The organism is Bacillus sp. Hm123, from assembly GCF_051842975.2.
Taxonomy (GTDB): domain Bacteria; phylum Bacillota; class Bacilli; order Bacillales; family Domibacillaceae; genus Bacillus_CE.
Genome location: NZ_CM200277.1, coordinates 288,577 through 311,625, shown reverse-complemented (window position 1 = coordinate 311,625; position 23,049 = coordinate 288,577). Strand labels below are relative to the sequence as shown.

Below are 23,049 nucleotides of genomic sequence, written 5' to 3'. Positions count from 1 at the left end.
ACTTTTTTGGATACAGCAACCAAATGAACGATCTATAGAAAATAAAAGAGAGACTTAGAAAAAACATAAGTCTCCCTCTTCATTAATTGGAACGATGGCTCTAGCCCATATTCTCTTCTAATTTTTCCTTATCAATGCTTGATTTCACCCACTTCGAACTAATGAACAAACAAACCATGATAATAATTGATCCGAAAATATAAGGCAAGCTTAAATTAATGTCCAATAGCGCACCTGCAATAGCTGGGCCAACAACGTTTCCGATGCTCATATAAGCATTATTCATTCCAGCCGCAAATCCTTGTTCAGCACCAGCCATTTTCGATACCATCGTATTAATGGCGGGACGTAATAGAGAAGCAGCGCTAAAAAATATAGCAGAAATCACTAACACCGACCAAAACCCTTGAGCTAATAACAATGAGAGCATCGATGTAGCAGCAACGACAAGACTAACATTAATAATCCAACTTTCTCCAAACCGTCTAATCAGCCGCTCTAGAACAAATGCTTGCACGATGACACCCATTAAGCCGGCAACAACGATTAAGATGGAAATATCCATTGGTGTAAAGCTAAATTTAATATCAGAAAATAAACTAATCGTCGATTGAAAGTTAGCTAAGCCGAAAGATAAAGTAAACATCAAGATCAACAAAGGAAAATAAGGTGTTTTTACTGAGTAAGCAAGCTGTTTCAATAAGCTCTCTCTTTTCCGTACAGCAGAAGTTTTCGATTTTTCCTTTAGAGCTTGATGAGTTTCTGGTAAAAAGAATATCGATAGAACCGCCGCCAGAGCAGCCACTACTGCTGCAGTAAAGAAAGGAGCTCGCAACCCAAACTCTGCTAATATGCCCCCCATGCCCGGTCCGATGACAAAGCCTAACGACATAGAAGCTCCTAAACTCCCCATACCCTTCGCTCGATTTTCTATCGTTGTAATATCAGCAACGTAAGCCATCATGGAAGGCACGATAAATGCTCCTCCGATACCACCAAGCATTCTGGATATAAATAATACCGATAAATGTTCAGAAATAGCAAATAGCAACTGTGAAAAAGAAAATAATACAAGACCAATGATAATGATCTTTTTTCGACCGAATCGATCCGATAGATCACCAGCAAGCGGCGAGAAGAGAAACTGGGCAAGCGAGAACGTAGCAATTAATAAGCCAAGCGTTTTTCCTCCAGCATCAAACTCATGAATAATCGTTGGCATAATCGGAATAACTAGGCCGATACCTGTCATCACAATAAACATGTTCGCCATCAAAATCCATAACGCAAATTTATTTTTTCGTTCTATTGCCAACAGCATCTCCCCCCTCATATCACTTTATTACATAGGTTTCCCTAATCATGTTTCGTTACATTCAATGAAAAAGAGTGTAACACATTTTACTTTTTTCAGCACTTAAAATGATTCGACATTCGAAATAAAAAATTCCTAATAAGAGAGTTTTCTCTTATTAGGAATTATCATGTTAGCCAAGCAATTGATGATATAGCTTTTTCGCGGCGGCTATCTCTTTCGTTCCGTGAATCAACATCCGTCCATCTTGAAACAACACAATTCGGTAATTAGGGAGTTTCGCTGATAACAAAAATCCATTTGATTTCACATCAATGTTTTGTTTTTGAAGCAAGGCGGCCAGCTCAGCTAGTTGATAGCTTCTTCCTTCTGGCGGGCGAATTTGCACCGTTTCTCTTCCACATAGTACAGCCACTCTCGTTTGGTTTTCCTTTTGCAAAAAGGGATAGTGTGGTTGACTCCCACATGAAGGGCAGTCTTTCTTTCGCAAAGAAGCAACCGGAATCGATGAAAATGTATTTTTCCATAGATCAAAAGCAACGAGCTCTTGGCGAACATCATCCAGCTTTCCTGAAAGAATTTTCAATGCCTCCGCTCCTTGATAAGCGACAGTCACTTGGACAGCTGGTGCAATCACGCCGGTTGTATCACATGTCATCCCTTCCGCTGGCAACACATCGAGTAAACAATGAAGACACGGGCCGACTCCAGGTATGATAGGAAAGCTGATTCCTTGACTACCAACACAAGCTCCGTAAATCCAAGGAATATGATATTTTTGCGATAAATCATTGATCATAAAGCGAGTTTCAAAATTGTCCGTCCCATCTAAAAGTAGGTTTGGCGACTGCTTGTTGATCAGCTCCTCTAGCTCCTCGGGCCCTGCATCTGCTGTAATCGCTGTAATTTGAATATCGGAATTAATCTCTTCTAATCTTTGCTTCGCTGCAACTGCTTTCGGAAGTCGATCCTTGGCATGCCGTTCAGTAAATAACTGTTGTCTTTGTAGATTGGTCCAATCAACATAATCTCGGTCAATCAGTGTAATATGACCAACACCAGCACGAGCAAGCATTTCTGCCAACGCCGAACCTAACGCACCTACCCCAACTAACAAAACATGTTTATTCGTAAAGGAACCTTTTTCTTGTAAAAAAAGCTCTTGTCTAGAATAACGATCATTCATGACCTTATCCCCCACCGACAAAATGAACGATTTCAATCCGATCCCCATCAGCAATTGGAGTCGTGTCTAAATCCACCTTTGAAACAATCTCCCCGTTTCGTTCAACAATGACCGCTTTGCCATCGAGAGTATATGTTTTCAGCAACATCGCAACAGTCGGTGAATCAAGGTGAAGTTCTTCTTGTTTTCCATTAATGATGACATTCATTTGAAAGTCCCCTCCTCTTTCTGTATCGCTTCACGATAGGCAATCGCTTGCTCTAGCGGATGAGCATGACCGAAGATTCCCGACATAACAGCGATACCAGCTGCTCCAACCTGCTTTAATTCCTTCACATGGCAAGGTATAACCCCCCCAATGGCGATGATAGGTGCTTTTGATAAAACCGAAGCTTCTTTTACTGCCCATAAACCAACAGGCGAAAGTGACGACTTGCACGTCGTTTCATAAATATGTCCAAGTAGGATAAAGTCAGCCCTATGCTCTGATTGTGCCGCTGCCGCTTCTGGATCATGAACGGAGCACCCTGTCATAAGAGAAGGGGCGATTTGTTTCACTGCAACGACAGGCAAGCTATTTTCTGTCAACTGTACACCCGCTATTCCTGAGGCGAGCGCCACATCTAGCCGATCATTAATGATCATCTTGTTAGCAGGCACCCCTACCTCAACAAAACTGTTCACCCATCCGAATAGCTCTTTCGCTGAGCGATGCTTTTCACGAATATGAATATAATCGACAAACGGATGAATTTTTGCGGCGATATTTGCTGCTTGCTGTTGCTCTAGTGTTCCTGTTGTTATGGCATGAAGTTGAAAAGACATCTCCATCCTCCTATACCGTTAGAATGTCCCAATCTTTACTTACTGGCTGATAGCCTAGTTGCTTCAACCTCGCTTTTACCTCTTCCACTGTACGTGCATCTGAGATTTCAAACTGGCTATTTTCTTCTTCAACGGTCGTCGCATAGCCACCAACAACGGTTGAGGAAGCGGCGGACATTTTCGTCACACCTAACTTGATTAAATGATCGCGAAATTCCGCTTCTTCTCGCGTTGATAATGTAATGCCAGCACGCGGCATAAATAAACGGAACGCAAGCATCACTTGCACTAAGTCTCGATCACTGACCTCTACTTTCGGAGCGAACCCACCTAGATTCGGGCGAATACGTGGAAAAGAAACCGCAATATCCGTTTCGAGATATTTTTTCTGTAAATATTGCGCATGGAGAGCGGTGAAATAAGACTCTTTTCTCCAATCATCCAGCCCTAATAATGCGCCGATATTGACGGAACGCATGCCTGCCTGGCATCCTCTCTCCGGGGCATCGAGGCGATATTGGTAATTTCTTTTCGGCCCTTTCACATGAAGCTGTTTGTAAATCTCTTCATTATATACTTCTTGAAAGACCGTCAGTCCGTCGATTCCTGCTTGAAATAATCGTTCGTATTCTGTCGTATCGAGCGGCTGTACTTCAATCGAAATCGAAGCGGCGTGCTCCTTCAATATTTGCGCGCCTTCGATTAAGTAATCCACGGACGAATGAATGCGTGATTCTCCTGTTAGCAAAATCACATGCTGAATGCCCATTTCTTTTAACGCTTTTGCCTCTTGATCGATTTCTAAAGCCGTTAATTTTCTTCTTGGAAAGTCATTATCAAAGCTAAAGCTACAATACGTGCATTTATTGACGCAGTAATCGGTTAAATAAAGCGGTGCAAATAGCACAATCACTTTTCCAAAATGCTGAGTTGTTAGCTGATGGGCTTTCTGAGCCATTTCCTCTAATCGATACCCAGCAACTGGTGATAATAAAGCCAATAAATCATACTGATCAAGAGTTGACTTTGATAAGGCTCGATCGACATCTACTAGTGTCATACGTTCAAATAATTGGTCGTACGGCTCATGTTTAATATCGTTATATAGATCGTAAAAACTCATGATGCCCCCCCTTTTTTAATTTAAAAATCCAGTTAACGGTGAAGAAGCATGCGCTTGTTGAGAAACAGGCCCTAATCCCGCCAAATATGCTTTTCTTCCAGCTTGGACAGCTAAGTGAAAGGCGACTGCCATATTGACCGGATCATTCGCCGTCGCAATCGCTGTATTGACTAGTACAGCATCTGCCCCCATCTCCATCGCCTCAGCCGCTTCAGACGGTCGGCCAATTCCAGCATCCACAATGATTGGCAATGTTTTCTCCTCAATCAAAATTCGAATCATTTCCTTCATCTTAATTCCTCTGTTCGAGCCAATCGGTGAACCAAGAGGCATGACAGCGGCTGCACCAGCATCGGCTAACTTTTTCGCCGTCATCAAATCTGGATTAACATAAGGAAGTACAACGAACCCTTCCTTCGCCAATATCTCTGTCGCTTTGATCGTTTCTTCATTGTCCGGCAACAAATACTTTTGATCGGAAATCACTTCGATTTTAATCCAATTGCCCATCCCTGCCGCTTGAGCTAAACGAGCGATTCTGACCGCTTCCTCCGCCGTTCTCGCACCAGAGGTATTAGGAAGCAATGTGACTCCCTTTGGAATATCATGCAAAATATTTTCTTGCCCTGCACCCAAATCCACTCTTCTTAAAGCAACCGTAACCACTTCCGTACCTGACTGCTCAAAGGCTTGTCTCATCACCGCGTGATCAGCAAATTTACCTGTGCCTGTAAACAATCGATTCGTTAACTTCTTTCCACCAATAAACAATTCATCCATGTTCTTCTCTCCCTTTTTGAATTAAAAGCAAAAGACGAGCTGGCTGAAAGGTTGCTCTTTAACCTTTTGGACAGATTGGCTTTTGACCTCGAGCCGATAACGCCTGTAGCTAGACACTATTAAAAGCGAAAGGCGCGGGGCAAAGCTTAGCTTTTTCCTCAAAAAAAGAGCCTGCCACAACGGCAGGCTCAGTTTCTACGCATACAAAAAATAAGCATAAAAAAGTAAGCTTCCCTCCGTTGGTATTAACCAAATCAGGTTCAAGAGTTGGATTCAATCCTCTCAGCCATAACGGCACCCCTAGCTTTCATTTGTAATATTCAATTATTAATAGTATAACGCTCATAGTGGCTTTTGTTAAGAGCCTTTTTGCACATCAGCTACCATGTAACGATCAATTGATTTAATGCCCTAAAACCAATTAACCTTCTCCATTGCAGTTGTTCTGTCTCTAATTGAAGGTTTTCAAATCGTTGGATGAGCGGCTGAATCGCCATTTGTGCTTCTAATTTCGCTAACATTGCACCGATACAGAAGTGCGAGCCATTTCCGAATGCAAGGTGAGGATTAGGGTTGCGAGTAATATCTAATGCATTAGGATTCGTGAATGTTCTCGGATCACGATTCGCCGCTCCGATTAAAACGTATACTTGCTCGCCTTTTTTAATGCAAACATTATATATGTTGATGTCTTCCACAGCCACCCGAGCGACCATTTGTGTCGGGCTTTCATAACGCAGAAATTCTTCAACAGCGGATGTAATGAGCGATGGATGTTTCTTTAACAGCAGGAGCTGCTCACGATTTTGTAGTAAAGCTAGAACGGAATTACTAATGAGATTGACGGTTGTCTCATGCCCAGCAATGACGAGTAAAATACAAGCAGAAAGTATCTCTTCATCTGACAATTTATGATCCTGTTCTGCCTCTAGCAACTGACTAATTAAGTCCTTCCGAGGCATTTCTCTTCTTGCTTGAATAAGAATATTAAAGTAATCGATCAAGCTCTTCATCGTCTCATTTCCGTGAACTAACGTCTTTCTTGAGCGTGTAAAGTCAATCGATTCAATTAAACGAATCGCCCAACCTCTAAATTGATCGCGTTCTTCTTTAGGTATCCCGATGATTTTGGCAATAATCAAACTAGCTAACGGAAACGCAAAATCCGTAATGATATCCATTCGCTTTTGATCCTGCACCTCATCTAGTAAGTCATGAGTTGTTTGTTCTATGTAAGGACATAAATCAGTCAGTGCAGTCGGCGTGAAAAATTGGCTGATTAACAAGCGTAACCGCCGATGATCTTGATTATTTTTAAAAAGCATCATATCGTTTTGAACGTTTTTTAGCTGTTCAAATTTTTTCGTTGTTTGAGGCAACGGAATTCGATTTTCAAAGCGACCTTCTTTCAATATCGTTATCGCCTCTTCATATCCAGTCACATACCACCCTGGTTGTTTAAGAGCCACTCCTTTCATTATAGGGCTCTGTGATCGTAGCTCATTATAAATGGGGTATGGATTTTCTATTGACTGAGGCAAAGCTAAAATTGCGGGTGAAACGAGTACATCATTTGCCATATTTGACCCTCCAATTGATTAAATGACGCATAACTCTTTTCCAATGAGATGAAATGTTTGTAACAAAGTTTGGATATCTTCATCTGTATGATCCGCAGTGACGGTTAGGCGAATGCGACTTTCTCCTGCCGGTACAGTGGGCGGGCGAATAGCAGGTGCGTAAATGCCGCTTTCTGTTAATTTTTTCGCAAAAGCAAGAGCCACATCATTTTCTCCAATAATAATTGGAATGATGGGTGTGTCGCCTCCTTTTACGATAAAGCCCATTTCTTCTAAACTTGTTTTGATTTCTATTATTTTCGCAAATAATTGTTGTCGCTTTGTACGCCCCTGTTCGATCAGCTCAAATGCAGCATAAGAAGCTGCACAAATAGCCGGAGGAATCGACGTTTGAAAAATAAAAGTACGCGCATGATTGAGCAAAAAATCGATCAACACCTTTGAGCCAGCAACAAAGCCACCTTCTGTCCCCACCGCTTTACTTAACGTACCGATCATGACATCTGGCTGCACATTAAAAAATTCACTCGTCCCTTGCCCTTTTTCACCTAGCACACCTGTGCCGTGAGCATCATCGACAATCACAAAAGCTTGATATTGTTTCGCTAAAGACATAATTTGATCCATCGGCGCAATCGTACCATCCATACTGAACACACCATCCGTCACGATAAAGCGTCTTTCGTATACTTGAGTTTCTTGTAGCCGCTGTTCGAGATGCGGCATATTGATATGGTCATAAACGACTGTGTCGGCTTTTGATAATCGGCAACCATCAATAATGCTGGCATGATTGAATTGGTCGCTAAGAATCACATCTCCTTTTTCAGGCAAGGAAGAAAGCACGCCGATATTCGCTAAATAGCCGTTTGAAAATAAAAGCGCCGCTTCTGTCTGCCTAAAGTCGGCAATCCGTTCTTCTAGTTTTTGATGCCACTCCGTATGACCTGTCGTTAACCGGGAACCACTACTACCTACTCCAAATTCATGTAAAATTGTTTCCGCAGCATACACTAAACATCGTTCATTAGCTAACCCTAAATAATCATTAGACGAAAAAATTAGATGCCTTTGTCCTTCCATTATCCTTTCTGAATGAGGAGCTGTACTCATCGTTCGCAGTTGACGATACAAATTAGATGCCTTTGTTTCATCGAGACGACTACCTAACCATTCGTTTAGTGCCATAACCGAATCCCCCTTATTATTCTTCCTTCCATTGAATAAGAACCGGTTGTTTTTCTAAGAAGTGTATGTAAGAACCTATATCATATGATCCATCAACGAAAAAAATACGACAGCCTTGCTCATCTCCATGCTCTTTTAAATGTGAGATACGCTGGTAGCCTAACGTTTTACTGGCCACATACCCCGTTATATATTCAGGATCATCAGACCAACATAATTCGGCGATAGTCGCTGGATGCGCACTCACCTTTGTAGCCAGCACGAGTGCTTCCTTCACTCGCAAATGGCTCGGCTCATGAAATTGGTCTGCCCATTTTTCAAAATTAGCCTTCACCCAGTCCATGCGTGATACACGCACACCCTGTTGCTGACGATCATCGATTCGTTCACCCGAATGAACATCAACCAATATAGCCCCTCTCATCCCATGATCACTCATCAGCTTTTCATACACTTTGTCGATCACTGCTCTTTTGATTCCAGATTGCTCTAACAGCTCACGCGCCAATATTTGTCCCGTTTCCACTGACTCCACTTTATTCTTCCGGGTCAACAATGGTTCGATTCGTTTAATCGGCTCGTCAATAGCATCAAATTGAATTTGCACAAAATCCGGATTTCCTCTGGAATGAGTTAATGCCTTGTCTAGTAAATGATTGACCGCTTGTCTCATATTTTCATAAGTTGACAGCATCTCCCCACCTGAAATATGCTTGCCACCTTGCTCATGAGCCCCACCTTTAGCCGCCCTCATTCGAACACTATAAAACACTTCCTCCTGCATTCTTTCACCCCCGATAGTTAACCAAAATTGATATATGTAAACTATGATAATATTTAAGTTTACATTTTTCAATATTTATTGAGAGAAATGGTTCATCTAGTGAATAGAATTGGTTACGAATTTAGCCGCTCTTCTTTCATCCACACAAAAAAAGCTGTCTAAAAGTCAGCTTTCACCAACTTTCTAGACAGCCCCTAAATCGCTTCTCTTCTGCGATCTCTCATAATAACCAACAACATATATACACTAAATGCTAATATAATTGAAACGATGCCCATCAATCCATACGAATCAGGCATGTTTAACAATAAACGGTTTATAAAATGAAATACGCTAATAGATAGCAAGAAACCTAAATAAATTTTTTCCTCTGCAACTGCCCTCTTCCATCATCAGCAAACTTGATGTAGTTAAATGATAGCCAAACAAAAAGAGGAAATAAAAAGTCACTAAACAGACAAAAAATATACCATTATAGTTCAAAATTACCCACTCCTTGCCTATATAAAATATTATATAATAAAAAAGATTTTTGTATTTGTTATTCCAACAACGCCATTGATTTCTTTGGTGAAAACTACAATTACATAAGGAGCGGTGTAATATGGAATGGATTGCTGTTATTGTAATATCAGGCATTATCAAATTATTAATGAGTCCTCCAAGTATACTTGTAGGATGGATTGTAAGTAAATTTGCACTTCATCCAAAACTGGATTCGAAAGATGTGACTGTAACATTTAACGGAAAGCACTTAAAAGAAGAAGAAAACACTAAATTTATTGACTATTTCAATAAAGCTTGCTTTCTAAAAAAATATGATATATTTCCGGGCAATGAAAAAACATTTCTACATCCAGAGACTAATGTTACTCCATTTGTCATCAATTTAAAAAGAGGCAAACAAGATGTTAACCTCTTCATTTATAATTACGATCATCACGTTGATGTCGTCAAACAATATAAGGAGAAAATTATTTCTTACAGTATTAGCTCTGACCATCTTCAAAAATTCCCCACACCGACTATATAAACGTAGTAAGTTTGATTTATATAATTACACAAAGCGAAAACTTTCACTGTGGCTTAATAATTACCACAATAAAGTTTTCGCTTTTTTCACCTCTATAAATCTTGAGATAACCGAACCATATCTCGACACTGTATCCCGTTCTCAAAAATCTCTTCCGAATAATGTCTAATGAAAAAATCTTGATCTATCCCAGTCATTCGAAAGCCACACTTTTGGTAAAGGGCTAGCTGTCCAATACTAGAATTGCCCGTACCGATTTCAATCGTTTTGTAACCTTGTGCTTTCGCTTGTTCAATCGCATCCTTCACCAACTGCTGCCCGATTCCTCTGCCATGTTCACTCTCCACCACGGCAATATTCACTAATTCCACTGTTTCCGGCCTTGTCGGAAGCAGAACATACACGCCAACCGTTTTTTGACCGATTTCCGCCACAAAGCATTCCCCTCTGCTCACATATTCTTTCACTAGCTTTTCAGAAGGGTCGGCTAACAATAATAATTCAATCGGCAGTTCATCCTTTGGAGTTAATTTTCTAATCCGCATCATATCTCTCCTGCCTATTCACTGAAACTACATCATATTTTTCATGCTCGATAATCATTTTTAACGTCGCATAAGCGAGAATTAGCATAAAAAATAAAATTGGAAAGCCCGCAATCGTCGCAATCTGTTTCGTCGCATCAATGCCACTAATCTTGCCGCCAGCTGACAATAAATTAATAATCGCCATAGAGGACATCACGATCCCCCAATAAATCTTGATTCTTCCTGGTGCTTCCGTCATTTCGTTATTGGAACTATTGATCGTTAAAGAGGAAACAGTAGAAGTCATCGAATCTGCCATCGTCACGATCGAAATAAACACGGTAAAAATGAAGATTAGGCTCGTCACTGTCGTTAATGGATAATGCTCCAAAAAAGAAAAAACAGAAACCTCCATACCGTTTTCTTGTATCGATTCCCAAATGCCGGCCCCATTTAACTGAAGGTTGATGGCCGCTCCACCGAACACAGAAAACCAAATGACACCAGCCGTCCCTGGCATGACGACATTCATCAACATAAACTGTTTAATTGTACGCCCTTTTGATATTCTCGCTAAAAACATGCCCATTAAAGGTGCGTACGCTAACCAAATCGCCCAATAATAGATCGGCCACCACCTCGGCCATTCAGAGCCATCAATCGGACTTAAATATAAAGATCGAACGAAAAAATCATCCAAATAATGACCAAACGACTGCGTTCCGAACGATAAAATAAAGGACATCGGTCCAAAAATAAACACAAAGATGACCATCGCAATAAACATTTTGGAATTTTTATCTGACAGCCAGCGAATCCCTTTATGTAGACCGGTATAGCTTGAAATAATATACGTAGCCACAATCATACTAACAATAATAATCCACGTCATTTTCCCATTAGGAATGCCCGTAATAATCTGTAAACCTGTGGCAATTTGCATCGTGCCAACCCCAAGCACAGCTGCCACACCGCCTGCCATCGCAAATAAACAAATATTATCAATCACTGCTCCGACAGCACCGTTCATTCTTTTTCCAATCAGCGGATAAAGAATGGAGCTTACTTGATAAGGAAGCTTCGCATTGTACACAGCAAAAGCAATTCCCACACCCGCTAATCCATAAATAGCATACGGCGAATACGTCCAATGGATAAAGGTTTGAGTCATCGAAAACATCGCCGCCACTTCACTTCCAGCCTTTAACCCAAGCTCTTCTGGTGGGCTCATAAAATGGGTAATTGGTTCGGCAACCCCCCAAAACAAAACCCCCGTCGCAATACCTGCTGTCAACGTAATCGCAAACCAATTCCATGTAGACAATTCAGGCTTAGCTTCAGGTCCACCAATCTTAATGTTTCCATACTTTGAAACCATCAAATATAAGCAAATCACTAAAAATAATACACTCGCTAGTTGAAACAACCATCCAAACTGTTCAAAGGCAAACTGTACAATCGTATTTTCCGCCTCATAAAAAGCTTCTGGGGCGATCATCCCGACAATAATAGCTAATACAAGAATGATACTCATCGGCACGAATACCGACCATCTAATGTTTGGTTTTGTCATATTTCCCCTCCTTTGTCATCATTATAAATAGAATGTATGTTCCTATCAAGGGTAAGCGGAAAATTTCATCCTTTTTTTCTTTCAACAAGGATCGGAAGGCCGTCCACCAAACGCTTTTCGGCTCTGCCCTTCACGCTCCGGACTTCTCTCGGATTATGTTAAAGTTATACTAAGCTTAGTGTTACATAAAAACTGGTTCGAACAAAGCATAAATAGGCAGGTTTTCTATACAAATAACGGTTATGATTTCATTAAGGAGTGAGCGCTATGGGATGGGTTGAATCGATTCAGACAGCTATTGATTACATGGAGGAGCATTTGCTTGAAAATATGACAATCGAAAGCATAGCAAAACAAGCTAATTCCTCTCCCTTTCATTTCCAAAGAACGTTTTCCATCTTAACAGATATGTCGGTTGGCGAATATCTTCGGCAGAGGCGCTTAACACTCGCTGCCCAAGAGTTAGCCAATACCGACCACAAAATTATCGACATCGCCTATAAGTATGGCTATGAAACTCCAGAAGCTTTTTCTAAAGCCTTTCGTCGACAACATGGCATGAAGCCTAGTGATGTACGAAAAAACATCGGCAAACTAAAGTCTTATAACCGCCTGGCCATTCAGGTGAGTCTGAAAGGAGCAGAACCCATGAAGTATAAAATTGTTGAAAAAGAAAGCTTTCAAGTAGTAGGAATCAAACGGGAATATTCATTCGCTAATGGCGAAAACCTTAAAGGTATCCCTAAATTTTGGAGTGATGTTCATCAAGATGGAACTGACAGATTACTAGCTACAATGAACAATGGAGAACTAAAAGGAATTCTTGGTGTATGTGTGCCTAATACAAACGAATCCTCTAATCAAATGATGGACTATTGGATTGCTACGGCACATATGGGAGAAGCACCTGAAGGATTACAAACTCTTGAAATCCCTGCCTCTAAATGGGGCATCTTTGAAGTTCATGGTCCAATGCCAGATGCTATGCAAAAAACATGGCAAATGATCTCCTCGGAATGGTTTCCGTCCCATCAGTATGAATACGCTGGCACCCCCGAACTAGAAGTATATACAAATGAAGACCCATCTAGCCCTGATCTTTACTCCGAAATCTGGATACCGTTAAAATAAGAAACAAAAAACACGCAAATGTATCTTTTACACATTTGCGTGTTTTCACGTTATTGAAAAAACGTGTCAGAAACTCTATGCATTCTTTGTCGATTTCCCCACAGCTTTTTGCTGTTTAAGTAGGCATTAAGAGCAACCGCCTTAAATTATTCTTCTTCCGGCACTAATGAAAATACATACATATCAACATCTATAGCCGCATCAATCGCACCAGCAAACGCACTGAATGTTGGATAGATCACTAATCCTGGCATATCGCCATCATATACTTTTATTACTAGTGTTACACTTGCCTGTAAATCAAATTCTTCTTTTAATTGATTAATGACATCGGTCTTTGATTCGAATAAATCAAAAATAGGGCGAAACACTTCCTCCGTATCAAGGGTTTCGATAGTATCTGTTTTAAACTTCCAACAAGTGTAGGAACGTTCTAATGGATTATTTGGATTATTGGGATGAACTCGATCTCCTGTTTTCCATGTTTGAGTCGGTTCTATTCCTAGACGTTCCGTGACGATTTCTAACGGGACATCACTGAATTCTTCACTTTTTAATGCAATATAAGCATATAAACTCGTTTTTTCCATTGTTACCTCCGAATATTACAAAGGACTTTCGAAAAATAATTATATCATACATTAAAGTAAAATAAATCCATTTAATTCTCACATTTGTAAAATAGTAAAAATATTTTTGGAAAAAATATGTTGTAAAACAATTTAAATTTATGTATATTGTATATAAAGTATATATACAATATTATCCGGGAGAGATTTTTGCATGCAAATTATCATTTCAAATCATTCGAAAGAGCCTATCTATGAGCAGATTTATGCTCAAATTAAGAAACATATTTTAACGAATGAATTACAAGCTGGGCAATCATTACCTTCCATGCGCCAATTAGCAAAGGATTTAGATGTTAGTGTTATTACGACAAAGCGTGCCTATGAAGAGCTAGAAAAAAACGGCTTTATCTATTCGATTGTTGGGAAAGGCTCTTTTGTATCAGAGCAAAATAATGAAATGATTAAAGAACGAAAAATGCAAGGAATTGAAGAACAACTGTTAACAGCCATTCAAAATAGCAAAGAAATTGGTGTCAGTCTTACAGAATTAAAGGAACTGCTTACAATGTTATACAGGGAGGAATAATGGTGGAAAACGTAATAGAATTACAGCATGTTAATAAGTCATTTAATGGTTTTCAACTAAAGGATTTTTCAATGACTGTGAAGAAAGGGTTTGTCACTGGATTCATCGGTGGAAATGGTGTGGGAAAATCAACAACGATTAAAATGATGATGAATTTATTGCAACCTGATAGTGGAACGATTTCAATATTCGGTTTGAATTATAAGGAACATGAAAAAGAAATAAAGCAACGAATTGGGTTTGTGTTCGATAAGAATATTTTTTATGAAGATTTAACGTTAGCAGAAATGAAAAGAATTATAAAACCCTCCTATTTAAATTGGGACGACCATTTATTCGATTATTATGTTAAAACATTTGAACTACCACTAAACAAAAAGATTAAATCATTTTCTAAAGGGATGATGATGAAAGCTTCGTTAACAATGGCTTTATCGCATCACGCAGAATTAATTATTATGGATGAACCTACATCCGGATTAGATCCAATGTTTCGTAGAGAATTGTTAGACGTACTACATAATCTAATGCAAGATGGGGAAAAAACGATCTTCTTTTCTACTCATATCACAACAGATTTAGACCGCATTGCCGATTACATTACGTTTATTCATAAAGGTGAGCATATTTTCACGAAGGAATTTTATCAAATTGAAGAAGAGTATGCCATCGTAAAAGGCGGAATCGAGTTATTAGACCGAGATACAGAACAAGAATTTATAGCGATTCGCCAATCCAATCATGGTTTTGAAGCATTAACAGCTAATAAAGCACGTATAGAAAATATTTTTGGAGACATGGTTTTGATTGAGAAGCCAACCCTTGAAGAAATTATGTTCTATACAAAGAAAGGGGCTGAGCAGTTTGTTTAATCTGATCCGTAAAGATATCATTTTGCAAAAAACGACGTTAATGATTTTATTACCAATTTTATTTATGTGTTCAGCCCTAGCTTCTTCATCCATCTGGGTAGGAATTGTGTTTAGTCTCTCAATAATAATGACTACTTTTACAATCGATGAAAAGTCTGAAATCAATTCCCTACTAAATTCTCTACCTTATACACGTAAAGAAGTTGTCAGCTCAAAATACATTGGTACATTTATTTTTACTTTTATAGTTGTTTTTACAATTTTCACGGAAAATTTAATTATTCATAGAGAAATAACAGCATGGAAAGACATCATGTTTATCGTTAGCGTTGTGATGGTGTCTGTCTCATTGATGTTTCCGTTTTCTTATCAGTTCAAAACCCGATATTTGCATATAGGTGGACTTGTTTTAGTTGGTATTTGTATGGTGGTGATTAATACTTTGATCCCGAATTGGCTCGATATAATTAGAGAAAATGTACAAATATTATTATCAATTCAAAATGTTAATGTTTATTTGTTAATCATGTTTTCAATTATTATTCTATATGTTTGTTCTTGGCTTCTATCCATTCGTATCTATAATAAAAAAGTGTTTTAAAAAACAAAAAACCAAGTATCTTGATAAAACAACAATCAAGATACTTAGTTTTTTTAGCGGAGTGTCAATATTTTTGCACAAATGAATTTTCAACCTTTTCAAATAGGTTGTCATTTTGGTATTCAATTGAACTTGTTCGAAGGTTTGATTTTGGTTTCTAGGGAAGGGCTAGTCCTTTCTAGAAACCAAAATTGCGAGCCGAATTCTAGAACTGCGAATTACTTCGATTTCAATCTTCTAGTTCTGCACGTGCCTTGTTAAAGCCAATATGACAACGTGTAGCGAAAAGCTCGTTGTAACCTTCAAACTGCGTGACTAAGAAACGTTCCAGCACTTCTTTTGAGCCATCTTCACGAATGCCAACAGCGATATAAACGGCCTCTTTTGAAACCGTATCACGACGCACCGCAAGATAGGTCGCATCTAAATACACGCATACATAGCGATTGTGAAGTGGACGTTGATGAAACGCTTCTACGTTTCCAGAAACCGTTTTGGTCATTGTTCGAAATCGTTTGCTGTGTATAGTGATGCCCGTATATTCTTTCGATTAAATGCGCGATTTCAGACATGATAATGCCCTTTTTAAACAGGTGGATCACTGTACCTTCTAACGTATCATTTGAGCGTTTGTACAGTGCTACTGTCTGTTGTTTAAATTCGCCATTACGGTCACGAGGAATAGGATTGGTTGTGGTGACTTAATTCTATCAAGAAAAGGCATTCCTTTTTATATGGAATTTTTCATTTACACAAAATATCTTATACTCTCGTTTGTTCTTGAAAATCTGAAAATGAGTCTAATTAGTCAGAAGAATGAGATAAGCGGCTGTCTAAAAAGTCCAACTTCGACTGATATACAACCAAATGAAAAACCCAAGAATGTTGATTTAGTAGCATTCTTGGGCTTTAGCTTTTTCACTTTTTGGACTGAATCATCCCTTTTCGGACAGCCCCTATCCCTTAATTATTAGGTTTTTGGCATAAGTAAAAAGCCATTACTTATCAAAATAATTTTCAATATGTTCAATTACTGAGTTAATCCCATCGCTTGTAACATTGTTGTAAATTTAGAAGAGATTTCATTATATTCACTATCCTGCACGGAGCTATTAACAATTCCTGCACCTGCGAATAATGTAATTTCCTTATGATCTATCTTTGCACAACGAATAGTAATTACCCATTCCCCATCGCCATTACTGTCCATATAGCCAACTAGCCCTGTATAATAGCCTCTATTAAAAGGTTCCGTGTTCTGTATAAAGTCTAATGATTGCTTTTGTGGGGCTCCACATATTGCAGGTGTAGGATGTAATAGCTCCGCTAAATCCAATGCGGTCGTAGTATCATTTTTTATTTTTCCCTTTATGATAGTGGATAAATGCATCATTGTATCTGTATAAAGAATGACTGGTTTCTTATTGAACTTCACTTCACTTAAATAAGGATGTAACTTCTCACAAATATAATCAACAACTATTTTATGCTCATGTAAATCTTTTTCTGCATTTAGCAGTTCATTCTCTGTAGCAGCATCTTTCATCTTATTAAATGTTTGTTTTCGTGAACCAGCTAATGGATTAATCGTAACAATATTGCCCTCCTTTTTTACAAGTAATTCTGGACTAGCACCAATCAGATTTTGAACGTCGTCCAAGGCAATGGAAAAAATATAGCCTTGTTTATTTTTGTGTATCAAATTAGTTAGCCATGGTATGATTTGCGGTTCAGCTTGTAAACGATATTTTAATGATCTTGCTAAGACAACTTTGTTAAATTGTTTATCATTAATGAAATTAATGGATTTTTGAACCATTTTGTTAAATTGATGCCTACTAGGTAAATCAATACTATGCTCTATAGTCAAGGACTGAGTAGTTGTCTGTAAGTCCTCTATCAAATTTGACTTATGATAATTCTCAAATGTATCTGGAATTATAATAGTTGCTTTAGTACGTCGATCAAATGGTATTGCACCAATAATCACCGGTGCCTTATATTGCTTTGTAAGTGTAAAAATCTCTTCTTTCAGCTTTGAAGGATCGTTATATGCCAATTTAAATCTTTTTTGATCCCCATTGAATAACAGCAGCTTTTCAGGAGTCTTAAACAAGGCATCATTTTTTTTAAAATTATTAAGGATGTCAGATAATTTTATTTTCTGCATAGTCTTCACCCAACTTAGATAAATTGATTATGATTAAATTCTTCTAATATAATGTTGTCTTTGATGTGTACAACATTTATTCTCATCTTTCTACTACAAATAAGAGACAACCGGTAAAGGTTTTCAACAATCATTGAATAACAAAATACATCCTTTAATGTTGGTTTAATTTGCTGATTCTCAATACTAATTTCTGTTAATTTCATATTTAATCCCATACCTAACATTTTGGAATAAGCTTCCTTTAGGGTCCATATTGTATAAAAATAATCTAACTTTTCTTCCTTTAATCGAATTCTATTAAATTGTATAATTTCTTTCTCACTCATAAAAAAATCAATACAATCAAAATCAATAGGCTTTATCCATTCAATATCAATTCCAATAAAATATCCAATTGATACTGCACCAACAAGATAATGTCCAGAGTGGGATATATTAAAATGAACTTCTGTATACCCTGGCAGACGTAAATAAGGCTTCCCATATGAACCATATTGAAATCGAATTCCCTTTAATCCTGTTTCTTTAAATAAAATATAGCGTTTAAAAAGATCAGAGTCATGTTTACTACCGTCCTCTGTTCTATATAAATAAACATTTAATTGATTTAGATTTGTCATAACAAGTTTACACTGCCGTGAATAATAGCATCTTCCAATCTTTTTAAATACGTATCATCTATTTCATAAAGGAAAAAATGACCTCCCCGAAATTTTTGAAAAGCAAAGTCATGATTCGTCACCTCTTGCCATCTTCTTAAATCTATAGCAGAAAGATCTAAATCATGCTCACCATAATGAGCAATAATCGGCGTATTTAATTTTTGCCCCTTGTAGGAAAAAGACTCATGTAAACGATAGTCATTTTTAATTGATGGGATGACGAAATTAAGAAACTCTAGATTCTCTAAAAGCAAAGGTGGTGTACCGCCAAGTCGATGTAATTCCCGTATTAAAGACTGGTCAGGCATCGAAGAATGATATTTATCCTTGCCCTGACAATGGGGTGCTTGGCGACTTGCAATCACTAATAGTTGCAGTTGTATGTTAGTATTAGTTTCAAGATAGTGTGCGACTTCAAATGCAATTGCGGCACCCATACTATGGCCGAATAATACAACCTTTTTATTTGTCGAAATACGTGCAATTGCCTGTGCTATTTTAATACTTATTTCAGCAATGTTTAAAATGGGCTCCTCCATTCTCCTTGTTGCCTTGCCAGGCAGTTCTACACTATACATATTTACTTGTGTACATTTACTTACCCATTCTCTATAATGTGAGGCTGAACCACCTGCATGATGAAAACAAAATACATTCACTTCACTAAGATTATCACGTGAGAATGGAAACCATATTTTCGGATTCATTACAGCTTCCTCCCTCCATTTTTTCTAATACAAATAATCGCTGTCCTAGTGGGTATAATTTGTGTCCCCTATCCGGTTGGATAGAAACGCACTTCAATCCCACCTCATTAAATATCTCTAGCCATTGTGCTGTTGTTAAAAAAGTAGATGATGTCTCCATTCTTTTATCATTGGCGGGCTCCATCATAAATACTTGTGAAATTAACATTTGTATTGATTCACCATCTGCTTCTGTTAGTAGGACTAAACCATCCTTCTTTAATAATAATTGAAGCATCGATAGTATCTCTTTTGTATTTTTAACATTATTTAACACACCAGCAGCTAGAATGATATCCTGAGAGCCATTCTCAATCAAAGACACATCCTTCACATTTTCTATGTCTAATTTCATGTATTCTAACCAGTTAATATGCTGGAATGTTTTTTTCGCTTCATTGATAAAGTAACTAGAAATATCACTAAACAAATAGCAGTTAATGTTGTTTTGTAGTTGATTTTTTAGAATGCTATCAATCACTACTGTAGTAGTAGCACCAGTTCCGGCACCAATTTCTAAAAAATTCACCTCATTTTTTATTGCAATTTGCGCTGTGACAATGTTGGCCACTTCTTTATTAAGATAATGAGCAATCATTGTATCCTTATATAATGATGTTGCTATATTCATCTCACCGTCTTGAAAAAGCAGTTGAACAGCAGATTGTTTACCGGCTATTAAATCACCTAGAAGTTCAGCGTGCCTATAAAAATAGTCCATGACTTTCGCCGGCATCAATTGATCTGCCCATAATGATATAAGCTCTTTCCATTCTCTCTTTACCTCATCGGAAGTCAACACTGGATTATTCAATACAAAGCCTGTATTTAAACAAATAAGATAACCATGATTAGCAAGTGCCGCTAACCACCTTTTGAGAATAAATTGAAATTTATCTGCTATTTTGATGGAGCGATGAATTTCATCAAACTGATACACTCTCTCTTTCTTATTTAATATATTGTTTTTTTGCAGTTCTAGTAGAATCGTTTTTAAACAAACCTCGTTGAATCTTGCTACTGCTTGTTGTACACTATCTATTGTTAACTGTTCGTAGAGAGTATCCATAGCCTCTTTTTTACGAAGCTGTAATTTTATCTCTTCAATGTTTAAAAACGGTTGATCCATTCTTCTACAATCATTGGGATAACCCAAGGCACTCGTTATCCCACTCCATAGCTGTGCAGCTTGAATAATCTGTTGCCCCTCTTTTCCCATCTCGATCGAATCCATGTCATTGGTAATCCAATTCGCTAATCTCTCAATATCTTTTAAAATTGTAGAAGGCCAAATCTTTGTAAGAATGTCTTGATAATTAGCATGGTCCTTTGATTCAAAGTTCTCGATCACTGGGCTAGTTAGTGAGAATGAAGCTTCTTGTTCCAGATCTCTTGGAACAAGCGAAATATTAGGTATTTGCATTCTAGGTGTCCATATCACTGGCCCATTCGTATCAAAAAGAGTCAATTTACCACTATCGAACCCCAATGTTATTTGATGCATTAAATGCATATAACTATCAGAGACAACTACATCTACTTGATTTTGTGCTCGTATCGTTGTTGGAATACCTTTTATCAAAGAGGAAAGCAATTGAAACGGCATACTACCTGCAATCACATTCTTTACTTCCCAAGGCTGTAGATTTCCAAAAAGCTTTGTTAATATATGAGCTAGTGGAAATGAAACTTGGGTCGCCATATCAATATTAAGATATAAAAGTTTTTCTTTCTTCATTATGATTTGAGCAATTTCTATAAATTTTTTCACATAGGGTAAATTTACATATAAATCTCCTACTATAAACTTGACATGATATTGTTTAGCCACACGGTAACAGTCTATTAAATTTTGATAATGTACAGGCTGTTCTAATAAGACATGAATTCCCTTTTTCATGAATTCTATCACAAGCTCTGTACCAGAACCTCCCATAACGCTAGTAGGAACAACAATGCAAGCAATATCAATTTCACTAGGTATCTCCTCTATATCCGTATATAAGTTTGTCTCATAAACGCTGGCACAAAGTTTTGACCTTGGGCTGCCTTGCGCTAGAATCCCTGCTAGTTCAAAAAGAGGAGAATTTTTAATTGCTTCTAAATAAAATTGGCCAAATCTTGTGCCGCATACAAGTACACGTAACTTTTGGGTCACTACTTTATCACTCTCTCGTTATTCTAATTTATAGATGCATAAAGTTGATAGGAATCGATGACACAGCGGTGCGTAGGCTCGATTAAAAAGTGAGCTAATGGGGCAAAAAGAGCAGCACTGTGCATTGTCAACCATATATTTTGGAAAATACTAGATTTCTATATATTTAGCAACTATATCAATCAAAACAATCATGATTTATCTCAAAATAGCATCTTTATAGTGTGCCTATAACTTGTGCTTCTTCCTCATCTCCATCGTTTTTCTGTTCATTAAGATTCGCAGCCATTCCTTTAATGGTAGGGTGTAAGAATAATTTTTCTAATGTCAAGGAATAACCCTGTTCGCCGAGTCGATTAATTAATCTAATTGCTTTAAGTGAGTCACCACCATGTTCAAAGAAATTATCGTTCACACCGTTGTATTCCGCTTCTAAAATTTCATTCCAGACCTTAACTACAACCTGCTCCTCCAGCGTGACTGCTTGTCTTCCCTGTTCAACAAGATCTAGTTGGTGAGAAGCTTTATAGTGTGCCAGTTGCTTGCGGTCAACCTTACCATTTGCTGTTATCGGGAATAATTCATGAACGAAATAATGATCTGGACACATATATTTAGGAAGAGCATGTTTCACTTCTTCTATAAAACGATCACGGACTAACGTTTGGATCTGTGAGGGTCCTTCCACCATCATAATATGTTCACCAAACCATCTAACATCATCTCGAGGCCATTCCAATAAATACTTATAACCTTCATTTTTCCATAATTTTTCCCACGCTGCGGGATTAAGTAATGGTAATTTCTCTGAACGTCTACCATCAGCAATTTGATGATAACCTTCTTCATAGAATGCCACTGTAATTAATAACAGGGCATTGTTACTTACATTTTCCGTAAGAAGTATGAGGCCATCAGGCTTTAGTAATCGTTTTAAATACGTCATCGTGTTATTCAAATTCCGGCTTCGATGCAGCGTGTTTTCAGCAATAATCAAATCATAATTATGAAGAACAAAATCTTGATTATCAGGTGGAAGATTGACATCAAATTGTTTAAACTTCACATGTTCTTGAGTTATCGCCGCCTTTTTACTATTTAGAAAATCTGATGATTCATCGCAATAGGTATATTGTCCAGAGCTTCTAAAATGCTGCGAAAAATTGTTGCTCCCCTGGCCTGTTCTTGTTCCAAGCTCCAAGACATTTAACAACCGATTTTCATTGGACTCCGATAATATTCCTAATATATTGTCAACTAAATCTTGTGTATATTGACTCCATAAATTATACTGACCTAATTGTTCAGGCGTTAAGAATCCCTGCGAGTCTAGTAAATAAACTTTCGCTAATTGCTCACCTTTCAGGATTGCAAGGCGGGCGTGTTGAGAAGCGATAAGTTGCTCCTTTAACTGATGAAATATCGGCTGTGTTTCACCGAGATTAAATTCATTTAACTTATGGTTCATATAGTGCAAAGCGTCATTTTTACTGAAATTAACGATATAGCTAGCATGTTTCTCCTCCACAAATCCGTAATCGGTAAGATAATCCAACCAATGCCCTATCAAAGATTCATAAGTACTTGCAACTGATTCCATTACTTCCTCTTTCATCAGTACTTGTCCCTGTGCT

The 23,049-nt window shown here is 38.0% G+C and carries 22 protein-coding genes, 2 pseudogenes and 1 riboswitch; of the genes and pseudogenes, 5 read left to right on the top strand and 19 right to left on the bottom strand.

The window, feature by feature from the left end:
* Window positions 1-100 precede the first annotated feature (100 nt).
* The 10 genes from ACSVDJ_RS01800 to ACSVDJ_RS01755 form a co-directional block, all read right to left on the bottom strand.
* A complete protein-coding gene (locus ACSVDJ_RS01800; RefSeq protein ID WP_439170414.1) occupies window positions 101-1,321 on the bottom strand; it encodes an MFS transporter in 1,221 nt (406 codons plus the stop codon).
* Window positions 1,322-1,487: 166 nt separating this feature from the next.
* Window positions 1,488-2,501, bottom strand: coding sequence for a ThiF family adenylyltransferase (locus ACSVDJ_RS01795; protein ID WP_439170415.1), 1,014 nt, complete (start codon window positions 2,499-2,501; stop codon window positions 1,488-1,490).
* A 4-nt stretch (window positions 2,502-2,505) separates the two neighbouring features.
* Complete coding sequence (gene thiS, locus ACSVDJ_RS01790; protein WP_439170416.1) at window positions 2,506-2,709, bottom strand: sulfur carrier protein ThiS; 204 nt, start codon at window positions 2,707-2,709, stop codon at window positions 2,506-2,508.
* Complete coding sequence (locus tag ACSVDJ_RS01785; protein WP_439170417.1) at window positions 2,706-3,326, bottom strand: thiamine phosphate synthase; 621 nt, start codon at window positions 3,324-3,326, stop codon at window positions 2,706-2,708. The genes thiS and ACSVDJ_RS01785 overlap by 4 nt, the downstream gene beginning before the upstream one ends.
* A gap of 10 nt (window positions 3,327-3,336) precedes the next feature.
* The gene (gene thiH / locus ACSVDJ_RS01780; RefSeq protein WP_439170418.1) at window positions 3,337-4,449 is read right to left on the bottom strand and encodes a 2-iminoacetate synthase ThiH; all 1,113 of its coding nucleotides are present in this window, start codon (window positions 4,447-4,449) and stop codon (window positions 3,337-3,339) included.
* A 15-nt stretch (window positions 4,450-4,464) separates the two neighbouring features.
* Window positions 4,465-5,229, bottom strand: a complete 765-nt coding sequence (locus tag ACSVDJ_RS01775; protein WP_439170419.1) for a thiazole synthase — start codon at window positions 5,227-5,229, stop codon at window positions 4,465-4,467.
* A 214-nt stretch (window positions 5,230-5,443) separates the two neighbouring features.
* Window positions 5,444-5,541, bottom strand: a riboswitch (TPP riboswitch).
* Between the two features lie 68 nt (window positions 5,542-5,609).
* Window positions 5,610-6,809, bottom strand: coding sequence for a cytochrome P450 (locus tag ACSVDJ_RS01770; protein ID WP_439170420.1), 1,200 nt, complete (start codon window positions 6,807-6,809; stop codon window positions 5,610-5,612).
* Window positions 6,810-6,827: 18 nt separating this feature from the next.
* Window positions 6,828-7,997 (bottom strand): 8-amino-7-oxononanoate synthase, encoded by a 1,170-nt coding sequence (gene bioF, locus ACSVDJ_RS01765; RefSeq protein ID WP_439170421.1) that lies wholly within the window; start codon window positions 7,995-7,997, stop codon window positions 6,828-6,830.
* Between the two features lie 16 nt (window positions 7,998-8,013).
* Window positions 8,014-8,781, bottom strand: a complete 768-nt coding sequence (bioW, locus tag ACSVDJ_RS01760; protein WP_439170422.1) for a 6-carboxyhexanoate--CoA ligase — start codon at window positions 8,779-8,781, stop codon at window positions 8,014-8,016.
* Between the two features lie 194 nt (window positions 8,782-8,975).
* Window positions 8,976-9,128, bottom strand: a complete 153-nt coding sequence (locus ACSVDJ_RS01755) for a hypothetical protein (RefSeq protein WP_518619846.1) — start codon at window positions 9,126-9,128, stop codon at window positions 8,976-8,978.
* 257 nt (window positions 9,129-9,385) lie between these two features.
* Here ACSVDJ_RS01755 and ACSVDJ_RS01750 point away from each other — a divergent pair, with 257 nt between their 5' ends.
* Complete coding sequence (locus ACSVDJ_RS01750; protein WP_439170423.1) at window positions 9,386-9,814, top strand: YfmQ family protein; 429 nt, start codon at window positions 9,386-9,388, stop codon at window positions 9,812-9,814.
* 92 nt (window positions 9,815-9,906) lie between these two features.
* Here the strand turns inward: ACSVDJ_RS01750 and ACSVDJ_RS01745 are convergent, their stop codons facing one another.
* Entirely contained in the window at window positions 9,907-10,359 is a 453-nt protein-coding gene (locus ACSVDJ_RS01745; protein ID WP_439170424.1) for a GNAT family N-acetyltransferase, read from the bottom strand.
* A complete protein-coding gene (locus ACSVDJ_RS01740) occupies window positions 10,349-11,914 on the bottom strand; it encodes a BCCT family transporter (protein WP_439170425.1) in 1,566 nt (521 codons plus the stop codon). The genes ACSVDJ_RS01745 and ACSVDJ_RS01740 overlap by 11 nt, the downstream gene beginning before the upstream one ends.
* Window positions 11,915-12,181: 267 nt before the next feature.
* Here ACSVDJ_RS01740 and ACSVDJ_RS01735 point away from each other — a divergent pair, with 267 nt between their 5' ends.
* A complete protein-coding gene (locus ACSVDJ_RS01735; protein ID WP_439170426.1) occupies window positions 12,182-13,045 on the top strand; it encodes an AraC family transcriptional regulator in 864 nt (287 codons plus the stop codon).
* Between the two features lie 146 nt (window positions 13,046-13,191).
* Here ACSVDJ_RS01735 and ACSVDJ_RS01730 read toward each other — a convergent pair whose 3' ends face one another.
* Complete coding sequence (locus ACSVDJ_RS01730) at window positions 13,192-13,635, bottom strand: DUF4279 domain-containing protein (protein ID WP_439170427.1); 444 nt, start codon at window positions 13,633-13,635, stop codon at window positions 13,192-13,194.
* A gap of 193 nt (window positions 13,636-13,828) precedes the next feature.
* Here ACSVDJ_RS01730 and ACSVDJ_RS01725 point away from each other — a divergent pair, with 193 nt between their 5' ends.
* Genes ACSVDJ_RS01725 through ACSVDJ_RS01715 form a run of 3 tightly spaced genes read left to right on the top strand, consistent with a single transcriptional unit; the run spans window position 13,829 to window position 15,676 of the window.
* Window positions 13,829-14,203, top strand: coding sequence for a GntR family transcriptional regulator (locus tag ACSVDJ_RS01725; protein ID WP_439170428.1), 375 nt, complete (start codon window positions 13,829-13,831; stop codon window positions 14,201-14,203).
* Window positions 14,204-14,205: 2 nt separating this feature from the next.
* Window positions 14,206-15,075, top strand: coding sequence for an ABC transporter ATP-binding protein (locus tag ACSVDJ_RS01720; protein WP_439170467.1), 870 nt, complete (start codon window positions 14,206-14,208; stop codon window positions 15,073-15,075).
* On the top strand, window positions 15,068-15,676 hold the full coding sequence (locus ACSVDJ_RS01715; RefSeq protein ID WP_439170429.1) for an ABC-2 transporter permease: 609 nt from the start codon (window positions 15,068-15,070) through the stop codon (window positions 15,674-15,676). The genes ACSVDJ_RS01720 and ACSVDJ_RS01715 overlap by 8 nt, the downstream gene beginning before the upstream one ends.
* Before the next feature lie 328 nt (window positions 15,677-16,004).
* On the opposite strand, the pseudogene ACSVDJ_RS01710 reads toward ACSVDJ_RS01715, so the two are convergent.
* From ACSVDJ_RS01710 to ACSVDJ_RS01685, 6 genes and pseudogenes are all read right to left on the bottom strand, one after another.
* Window positions 16,005-16,359, bottom strand: a pseudogene (locus ACSVDJ_RS01710) (transposase); the annotation flags it as partial.
* 347 nt (window positions 16,360-16,706) lie between these two features.
* Window positions 16,707-17,846 carry an isochorismate synthase gene (locus tag ACSVDJ_RS01705; RefSeq protein WP_439170430.1) on the bottom strand — a complete coding sequence of 380 codons (1,140 nt, stop codon included), beginning with the start codon at window positions 17,844-17,846 and terminating at the stop codon, window positions 16,707-16,709.
* 14 nt (window positions 17,847-17,860) lie between these two features.
* Window positions 17,861-18,469 (bottom strand): 4'-phosphopantetheinyl transferase family protein, encoded by a 609-nt coding sequence (locus ACSVDJ_RS01700; RefSeq protein ID WP_439170431.1) that lies wholly within the window; start codon window positions 18,467-18,469, stop codon window positions 17,861-17,863.
* Window positions 18,466-19,218: a thioesterase II family protein gene (locus tag ACSVDJ_RS01695; RefSeq protein WP_439170432.1), complete on the bottom strand. Its 753-nt coding sequence runs from the start codon at window positions 19,216-19,218 to the stop codon at window positions 18,466-18,468. Before ACSVDJ_RS01695 ends, ACSVDJ_RS01700 begins: the two co-directional genes overlap by 4 nt.
* Window positions 19,184-21,415 carry a Gfo/Idh/MocA family oxidoreductase gene (locus ACSVDJ_RS01690; RefSeq protein ID WP_439170433.1) on the bottom strand — a complete coding sequence of 744 codons (2,232 nt, stop codon included), beginning with the start codon at window positions 21,413-21,415 and terminating at the stop codon, window positions 19,184-19,186. Before ACSVDJ_RS01690 ends, ACSVDJ_RS01695 begins: the two co-directional genes overlap by 35 nt.
* A gap of 217 nt (window positions 21,416-21,632) precedes the next feature.
* A pseudogene (locus ACSVDJ_RS01685) lies at window positions 21,633-22,682 on the bottom strand (class I SAM-dependent methyltransferase); the annotation flags it as partial.
* Window positions 22,683-23,049: the final 367 nt, after the last annotated feature.

Coding starts and splice junctions, on each gene's coding strand:
- ACSVDJ_RS01725 (WP_439170428.1), top strand. CDS start 13,829: ATGCAAATTATCATTTCAAATCATTCGAAAGAGCCTATCTATGAGCAG.
- ACSVDJ_RS01750 (WP_439170423.1), top strand. CDS start 9,386: ATGGAATGGATTGCTGTTATTGTAATATCAGGCATTATCAAATTATTA.
- ACSVDJ_RS01700 (WP_439170431.1), bottom strand. CDS start 18,469: ATGACAAATCTAAATCAATTAAATGTTTATTTATATAGAACAGAGGAC.
- thiH (WP_439170418.1), bottom strand. CDS start 4,449: ATGAGTTTTTACGATCTATATAACGATATTAAACATGAGCCGTACGAC.
- ACSVDJ_RS01705 (WP_439170430.1), bottom strand. CDS start 17,846: ATGCAGAAAATAAAATTATCTGACATCCTTAATAATTTTAAAAAAAAT.
- ACSVDJ_RS01800 (WP_439170414.1), bottom strand. CDS start 1,321: ATGCTGTTGGCAATAGAACGAAAAAATAAATTTGCGTTATGGATTTTG.
- thiS (WP_439170416.1), bottom strand. CDS start 2,709: ATGAATGTCATCATTAATGGAAAACAAGAAGAACTTCACCTTGATTCA.
- ACSVDJ_RS01695 (WP_439170432.1), bottom strand. CDS start 19,218: ATGAATCCGAAAATATGGTTTCCATTCTCACGTGATAATCTTAGTGAA.
- ACSVDJ_RS01745 (WP_439170424.1), bottom strand. CDS start 10,359: ATGCGGATTAGAAAATTAACTCCAAAGGATGAACTGCCGATTGAATTA.
- ACSVDJ_RS01730 (WP_439170427.1), bottom strand. CDS start 13,635: ATGGAAAAAACGAGTTTATATGCTTATATTGCATTAAAAAGTGAAGAA.
- ACSVDJ_RS01795 (WP_439170415.1), bottom strand. CDS start 2,501: ATGAATGATCGTTATTCTAGACAAGAGCTTTTTTTACAAGAAAAAGGT.
- bioW (WP_439170422.1), bottom strand. CDS start 8,781: ATGCAGGAGGAAGTGTTTTATAGTGTTCGAATGAGGGCGGCTAAAGGT.
- ACSVDJ_RS01770 (WP_439170420.1), bottom strand. CDS start 6,809: ATGGCAAATGATGTACTCGTTTCACCCGCAATTTTAGCTTTGCCTCAG.
- ACSVDJ_RS01735 (WP_439170426.1), top strand. CDS start 12,182: ATGGGATGGGTTGAATCGATTCAGACAGCTATTGATTACATGGAGGAG.
- ACSVDJ_RS01785 (WP_439170417.1), bottom strand. CDS start 3,326: ATGTCTTTTCAACTTCATGCCATAACAACAGGAACACTAGAGCAACAG.
- bioF (WP_439170421.1), bottom strand. CDS start 7,997: ATGGCACTAAACGAATGGTTAGGTAGTCGTCTCGATGAAACAAAGGCA.
- ACSVDJ_RS01775 (WP_439170419.1), bottom strand. CDS start 5,229: ATGGATGAATTGTTTATTGGTGGAAAGAAGTTAACGAATCGATTGTTT.
- ACSVDJ_RS01740 (WP_439170425.1), bottom strand. CDS start 11,914: ATGACAAAACCAAACATTAGATGGTCGGTATTCGTGCCGATGAGTATC.